The following is a 6911-nucleotide window of genomic DNA, read 5'->3' as shown; positions in this document are numbered from 1 at the left end:
TGAGGAAGTTGAATAGGTTTACGTCCACATTTTTGTTTGTTTTCTTTGTATTCTAGATAAATATCGATCGCTGTTTTACCCGTTTTCAACTTCCTGATTACTCTGTAGACTGCTTCATGACCTCGCTTAAGCTTTTTAGCAATCTCGCGACCACTGAGATTAATGGCAAAGTATTCTTCTATGAATATGAGTTCTGTTTTGGTAAGATGGGTGTACGACATGTATGGTGCACTCTCCTTAGCTTTGGTAGGTTAATTTGAGTGTATCATAACATGTCTTTTTTCTGTCTCGCTTAATTATACAATCCACGATTAAAATTGAAGAGTTACCATCTCTAGAGAAAAGTTTCCGCCAAAGTATTGACACATACAGAGCGGGGCGGATTTGCCTCCAGAGTTGGCGAAGCGTTACAATATTTACACGGTTCCCATGCATGTGATCATGGACGGCGTCGATTACTTGGACGGATCCATCCCCGTGCAAAAAATTGTGGAACATTACTTAAGAGACGAAAAAGACACCCTCCACCACTTCCACCAACCCGGAGGAATACCAGGAACTCTTTTCTAAAATCAGAAACGACCATCCTGATGCGACCATTGTGCACGTCGGATACACTTCCCGGGCGTCTTCTTTCCAACACGCGCGAATTGCGGCGGAGGAATTTGAAGACATCCATTTGGTGGATGCCTTGAACGTCTCGGTCGGGCTCACCACCGTTGTGGTCTATGCCGCACAGCTGTTGGAGAAAGAACCGGACATTCCTTTGGAGACGTTGCTGGAAAAATTGAAAAAGCGGTGCCGAAAACGCGAATGGTGTTTCTGCCTGGTAACTTGGATTTCCTGCGCGCCGGCGGACGGGTATCGAACGCTGCCTATATCGGCGGGACGCTGTTGAAAATCAAACCGTTGATTGAACTGATTGACGGAAAATTGGTGTCCACTAAAAAATACCAAGGAAAAATGTTGAAAGTCGCCAAACAGATGGTGCAGGACTACTTAGCGCAGTACCCGATTGACCGGGAACACATTTATTTGTGCTACTCCCTTGGATTGGACGAAGACATCAAAGCGCAGATGGAGCAGATGGTCAAAGATGAAGGTTTCCAGCATGTTCAATGGGTGGAAGCCGGCGGCGTAATCTCTTCCCATGCCGGACCGGGCGCTTTCGGAGTGGCAGCATTGGAAGAGTGACAAAAAAAGAAGCAGTGACAGCCTCTTCAGGCCGTCACTGCTTCTTTTTGTCGTTGGATATTTAATATATCTTCTTTTGCATGAATCAGTTGTGTGATTAATTCACAATAGGGTGCAGTAAAACCTTTTTCTTTAGACTCCCGGGCAACCGTCCCATTCAAGAAGTCGATTTCTGTTGGACGTCCATTCGCCAAATCCTGGTGCATGGAAGGATAGTGGCTTCCTACTTTTTCCGCAATCTGCTTCAAGTAAGAGATGGTCTCCTCCACATCCAATTTAACTCCTTCCGTCTCTGCAAGACGGGCAAATTCCGTGACTATGTGGTGCAGCAAAAAGTCGGCTTGAGAGGATGCAAACACTTCTGAGATGGTTGTATCCAACAAAGCACACAATGCGTTCATTGTTCCGTTCACACAAGCTTTTCTCCAGGTTGTGAAGTGGACGTCCTCGCTGTATACACCGTTCAATCCACAATCAGCCATCAATTTCACCACACGACGGGCAGCAGCTTCTTGCGCCGGATCAGAATTTTGTACTTCAACCGGCCCCTGTCCCATGAAATGGGTAACGCCCGGTGCATCAATCCCTGCTGTCCACACGGTCGTTCCCATGATGATATTTTTTCGTGGTACGTATTGTGAAATGGTTTTGGCATGTCCCAAACCATTCAGTAAGCAGACCACTTGAGTATCTTCTTTTATCGTATGTTTGATTGATTCCATCATACTGCGAAGCCCCATGGATTTGGTAAAGATAAAAACAACATCGAATGTATCATCAATTTCTTCCGGTTTACCAATTTCCATCGGCACGTTGTCCTCTTCTCCATTGACCTTAATGTGCAATCCATTTTCACGAATGGCTTCGATATGCGCATCCCAGTAATCCATTAATGTGACCTCGTTACCGCCTTTTTGCAACAAATACCCAAAACCGCATCCTAGAGCTCCTGATCCTGCAATCGCCACTTTCATCTGTTCAATCTCCTTCTTTTTCCTTAGTTTGTTGATGGTACGAATTTGAAAATTTCATGTTCATAAACGTGAATCACTTTATTGCACAAGTAATCGATTAAAAATCCTCCGGCAAACGGAATGACAAAGTACGCAATGATTGTGTTCAACAGACTTGCGCCCATGTTGACGGCTTGAATCGGGCCGACCAAACCAACAATCCCAAAACCGGCTGTTTGAGGAGTTCCGTAGATGTTGAACAAATACACGCCCACTCCGGACACAATTCCGTTCAAAATAATCGGAACAACGATTTTCGGATATTTGATAAGATTCGGCATCATCATTTTCATCCCACCCAACAAAATGGCGAGGGTCGTTCCGCTTTGATTAACCCGCAACGATCCTACAACAAGCACCGCTGCACACGCGGTCACTCCTACAGCAGCCGCACCAGCGCCCAATCCGGTAATCCCAATTGCGATCCCAATGGCTACAGTAGAAATGGGTGAGATGATCAAAATGGAAAAGGCAACGGATATCAATACGGCCATCAACAACGGCTGTAAGGTTGTGAAACTGTTAATCAAGTTGCCGATTGAAGAAGTGAGTTGGCTGACGACGGGCAGGGTCAGCAAACCAACCGTTCCAACCCCGGCACCGACCAGAATAGGCAGCAAAATCAAGGTCAAAGATCCCAGTCGCCCCTGCAGCAAACGGGTAACAAAAGCGGCGATTCCGGCAACCAGCATCACGTTCACCAAGTCCCCGATTCCGACCATTTGGACTCCCGCTTCCGTCACAGTGTACGCACCGGAGCCTAAATAAGCAGCTGCACCGATGATGACACTTTCCATCGCATTGAACTTGAACTGCATTCCCACCAATACACCAATTAGAGCCGGAGTAATGAACTGCATAATGCCCACAACGTTTGTCAATGTTTCAAAAATCGCCCCATAAGGAATCAGTGCTTTGAAAATCCCGCCTAAGATAGCATTTGCAATTAAACCAACAACGATTCCGCTGGCAGTCCCCGCTAGAACCTTATTCACGTAATCTTTCAATGAATAGCGCGTTTTTTCTTCCATATTAGATTTGCTCCTTAAATTGTTTATTTTTCTTAACGGCCGTTTTGCATTGTTCATAATATCACAATAATTCTTGATTACAAGAAGAATATTGCCATAAAACTCACATTCTCATTTCATCAAAACAATATTTTTTCGTACGAAAAAAATAACCTTCGTAACCGATTCATTCGGTTTTTCGTTTATTTTGCTAGAGTAAAATGCTTCTTTCATTTCCATTGTGATTCTCTAATCAATCTCATTTTTTCCGCGATTATCTTATACGAAAAAAGCTTGGAAGAGTTTGTCTTCCAAGCTTTTTTCTTGTTTTATTTTTCCGGTGACTCCTCGTAATACTTATCCGCTTTTTCTTTCCAGTATGCCAGATCGCGGTTGGTGATTTTCCGGTAGACTTTGGCCGGGTTGCCGAGTGCGATGACGTTGTCCGGGAGGTCTTTGGTGACCACCGAACCGGCCCCCACAATGACATTGTCCCCGATTGTCACGCCGGGCATCACCACCACGTTTCCGCCCAGCCAGACATTGTCGCCGATGCCGATTTTCTTGCCGAATTCCAAACCGGTGTTGCGGATGTCAGGGTGAATCGGGTGACCGGCCGTGTACAGCGACACGCGCGGTCCGAACATCACGTTGTCGCCGATGATGATTTTCGCCACATCCAAGAAGATGCAGTCCATGTTCGCGAAAAAGTTCTCCCCGATGTATGTATTCCGTCCATAATCCACATGAACCGGTGGATTAATTTGGATCTCTTCCCCTGTTTTGCCAAACAACTGCTTCAACAGCCGCTCGAGGGTTTCTTCGTCTGCCACATCGGTCTGGTTGTACTGCTGGGCAATTCTTCGGCCGTGGACCGGTTGTTTGTCCGCTTCAATTTTTTCGAAATATACAACTGCTCGTTGACCATCTTTTCAAATTCCGACATTGTTCCGCTCCTTTAAACATGTTTTATACCTACAAAAGAGCGCCAATTGGCCTTGGCACTCTTTTGCGGAATCATTTATCCAGTTTTGCTTTTTCTTCTTCCACGGTGCGTTCCACTTCTTCACGGGTCATCTTTTCGCGGCCTTTTTTCATGGCGTCCAGGCTCTTATGCGCAAATGCGAGCGGCAGACGACAGAACATGATGGCACTCTTATCCGTCAGCATCTCGATATACGCGTCCGCTTTCGCCAAGTTTTCTTCCGCATAGGCAAACAGTTGGTCACGCGTCCATCCGTCCGGAACGAAACTCACACCGCGTTCTTCCAAATCTTCTTCTTGGTTGCGCAGAATGTTGACCGCTTGAAGCCCCCGCCCGAATCCAAGCGCAAGTTCATCGTCGGATTCCTGGCCGTACGACCATTTCCACACTTTGGACAAGTACAAACCGACAATGCCGGCGACGTAATACGTGTACTCATCCAGGTCTTCTTTCGTATGGACCTGCCAGTTTCTTTGCGCCCATTTGGCCATTCCATACGCCATCTCGCTGCCGGCTTCCAGCATCATGTCGCGGGCGCCTTCCGGACACGCTTCAATCCATTCATAGCAGCGGACGGATACTTCCGGCAGCTGCCCTCGTATAGGTGCAATGACGTTTAAATATTCTTCTTCCGTGAACGGGCGCTTGAACAACTCTGCTACCTGCATCAAGACGTCGTGTTTGGTTGGGTTTGGAATGTCTTCATGGTCTTCAATCTCATCAATGGCCCGATAAACAAGGTAAGCTGAAGCCACCGCATGTTTCATATCCTTTTTTAAGAATGTGATGGGTATATAAAAAGTACGGCTGGTTTCCTTCAAGACACGCATGGCGTCTTTGGGAAACGTTTCTTTTCTTATCATGGTTCTCCCCCTTGATTGTCATAGCTCTATTGTATAAGAATTGCTCTTAATTCTAAAGGATAAGTGTGAAAGTTTTTTTGAACATACGCGGTTGTCAAGAATTTTTTCGCATTGGAAAACGTTCTCTTCCATTGTATCCGTTTCATCGGCTGGGAAAGTCGGACGGAAAGTATTAGAATGAAGGCAGTCACATGAAGCGAACAGCTATGCGGCACTTACAATTAAATAAGGAGACGATGTAATGAGTTTATTGGATGAATTAACGAAACAACTTGATGAGAAACAAGACCGCATCATTGAAATTCGTCGCTACCTTCACCAGCATCCGGAGCTGTCTTTTGAAGAAGAAGAAACAGCTGCTTATATCAGCGAGTTCTATAAGGACGTGCCGGTGGATTCCGTAGAGACGAATTTTGGTGGACAACGCGGGGTGCTTGTCACCATCAAAGGCGAGCAGCCTGGAAAGACCATCGCCATCCGTGCGGACTTCGATGCGCTGCCGATCCAAGAAGAAACTGATTTGCCGTTTGCTTCCAAAAACAAAGGCGTGATGCACGCATGCGGACACGACGGCCACACAGCTTACATGCTTGTGTTGGGTGAAACATTGGCTGAGTTGAAAGACCAGCTGAAAGGAACCGTCAAAATCATCCACCAACCAGCTGAGGAGGTTCCACCAGGAGGCGCAAAAGGCATGATCGAAGCCGGCGCATTGGATGGAGTGGACGTTGTATTCGGCATTCACGTCATGTCTGAAATGGAAACCGGAAAAGTTTACGTACGCAGCGGAAACACACAAACTGGCCGGGCAAAATTCGTCATGAAAGTACAAGGAAAAGGCGGTCACGGGTCTTCCCCTCATGCCGCAAACGACGCCATCGTCGCAGCCAGCGCGTTTGTCATGAACGTGCAAACCATCATCAGCCGCCGCCTCAACCCGTTTGATACCGCAGTTGTCACTATCGGATCTTTTGATGGCAAAGGACAGTTCAACGTCATCAAAGACGCCGTCACTTTGGAAGGCGACGTGCGTACGATGTCGGATGAAGCCCGTGAAACAGTCGAAAAACAAGTCCGCAAAATGGCCAAAGGGTTGGAAGAAACATATGGCGTAACAGTAGATTTGAACTACGCAAACGACTATCCGGTGTTGTACAATGATCCGGAAGAATCCGAAAAAGTCCGTCAAGCATTGATGGATGCGAACATTCCGGAAGTGGATGAAGTGGTCGACATGGACCCAGTTCCACCTTCTGAAGACTTCGCGTATTACTTGAGAGAAGTTCCAGGTACCTTCTTCTACGTGGGCGCAAACCCTGAAGGAAAAGAAGCGTACCCGCACCACCACCCGAAATTCGAAATCAACGAAAAGAGCTTGATCATCAGTGCCAAATCCATGGCCGCTGTGGTTGCAGCTTATTGCGGGTAAACCGAATATTTTTGAAAAAGACCGGGGTTGCTCCGGTCTTTTTTTGTTGCCAGTTCTCAATCCGGTCCAAATTCCGCTTCGATTTTTTTGCGATTTGGTTCTCTATCCCCTTTTTGGTCTAAATTTGGAATTAAGTCAAGAAAATGGACACACATCAGATAAAAATAATGGAAAAAGCCAAATCAAAAGCACAGTCAAGAAAGACAAAAAGCTGGCCGGTCACACAGATTGGACTGCCTGAAGCAGCGGTTCATGCAGGCGTTCAAACTCATCCGGGGAAAGATAATCAATCTTGGAGTGCCGGCGCTTCGTATTATAGAAAACCGAGATGTACCAATTCACTGTCCGGATGGCTTCGGCTTTCGTTTGGAACCGTCGGCGGTATACCAACTCTTTTTTGAGCGTCGCAAAGAAGGA

7 protein-coding genes and 3 pseudogenes are annotated in these 6911 nt (G+C 46.5%); 4 read left to right on the top strand and 6 right to left on the bottom strand.

Annotation, left to right across the window (positions count from 1 at the left end):
• A pseudogene (locus G470_RS0110845) lies at positions 1–221 on the bottom strand (IS30 family transposase); the annotation flags it as partial.
• A 163-nt stretch (positions 222–384) separates the two neighbouring features.
• On the opposite strand from G470_RS0110845, the gene G470_RS15050 reads away from it, so the two are divergent.
• Together G470_RS15050 and G470_RS15140 are read left to right on the top strand one after the other, a co-directional pair.
• Entirely contained in the window at positions 385–570 is a 186-nt protein-coding gene (locus G470_RS15050) for a DegV family protein (RefSeq protein WP_028274820.1), read from the top strand.
• Positions 569–1194 (top strand): annotated as a pseudogene (locus G470_RS15140) (DegV family protein); the annotation flags it as partial. The gene G470_RS15050 and the pseudogene G470_RS15140, both read left to right, overlap by 2 nt.
• A 26-nt stretch (positions 1195–1220) precedes the next feature.
• On the opposite strand, the gene G470_RS0110825 reads toward G470_RS15140, so the two are convergent.
• The 4 genes and pseudogenes from G470_RS0110825 to G470_RS0110805 form a co-directional block, all read right to left on the bottom strand.
• Complete coding sequence (locus G470_RS0110825; RefSeq protein WP_028274817.1) at positions 1221–2168, bottom strand: 2-dehydropantoate 2-reductase; 948 nt, start codon at positions 2166–2168, stop codon at positions 1221–1223.
• Between the two features lie 23 nt (positions 2169–2191).
• Positions 2192–3238 carry a PTS sugar transporter subunit IIC gene (locus G470_RS0110820; protein WP_028274816.1) on the bottom strand — a complete coding sequence of 349 codons (1047 nt, stop codon included), beginning with the start codon at positions 3236–3238 and terminating at the stop codon, positions 2192–2194.
• Between the two features lie 308 nt (positions 3239–3546).
• A pseudogene (locus G470_RS13460) lies at positions 3547–4163 on the bottom strand (sugar O-acetyltransferase).
• A 71-nt stretch (positions 4164–4234) separates the two neighbouring features.
• Positions 4235–5065 (bottom strand): squalene/phytoene synthase family protein, encoded by an 831-nt coding sequence (locus G470_RS0110805; RefSeq protein ID WP_035445605.1) that lies wholly within the window; start codon positions 5063–5065, stop codon positions 4235–4237.
• 241 nt (positions 5066–5306) lie between these two features.
• Between G470_RS0110805 and G470_RS0110800 the strand changes: the two genes are divergently transcribed.
• Together G470_RS0110800 and G470_RS14480 are read left to right on the top strand one after the other, a co-directional pair.
• On the top strand, positions 5307–6494 hold the full coding sequence (locus G470_RS0110800) for a M20 family metallopeptidase (RefSeq protein ID WP_028274814.1): 1188 nt from the start codon (positions 5307–5309) through the stop codon (positions 6492–6494).
• Positions 6451–6735 (top strand): hypothetical protein, encoded by a 285-nt coding sequence (locus tag G470_RS14480; protein ID WP_156908079.1) that lies wholly within the window; start codon positions 6451–6453, stop codon positions 6733–6735. The genes G470_RS0110800 and G470_RS14480 overlap by 44 nt, the downstream gene beginning before the upstream one ends.
• Here G470_RS14480 and G470_RS13455 read toward each other — a convergent pair.
• The coding region (locus tag G470_RS13455) for an IS3 family transposase (protein ID WP_156908077.1) at positions 6714–6911 on the bottom strand (198 nt) is incomplete at its 5' end. The two genes, G470_RS14480 and G470_RS13455, sit on opposite strands and share 22 nt — an antisense overlap.

The organism is Atopococcus tabaci DSM 17538, assembly GCF_000429585.1.
GTDB classification, from domain to species: Bacteria; Bacillota; Bacilli; order Lactobacillales; family Carnobacteriaceae_A; genus Atopococcus; species Atopococcus tabaci.
This window is presented reverse-complemented; position numbering and strand designations above follow the sequence as displayed.

What these genes read in the sequence shown, in the direction of transcription:
- G470_RS0110825 (WP_028274817.1), bottom strand. Translation starts at nt 2,168, where the DNA reads ATGAAAGTGGCGATTGCAGGATCAGGAGCTCTAGGATGCGGTTTTGGG.
- G470_RS0110820 (WP_028274816.1), bottom strand. Translation starts at nt 3,238, where the DNA reads ATGGAAGAAAAAACGCGCTATTCATTGAAAGATTACGTGAATAAGGTT.
- G470_RS0110805 (WP_035445605.1), bottom strand. Translation starts at nt 5,065, where the DNA reads ATGATAAGAAAAGAAACGTTTCCCAAAGACGCCATGCGTGTCTTGAAG.
- G470_RS0110800 (WP_028274814.1), top strand. Translation starts at nt 5,307, where the DNA reads ATGAGTTTATTGGATGAATTAACGAAACAACTTGATGAGAAACAAGAC.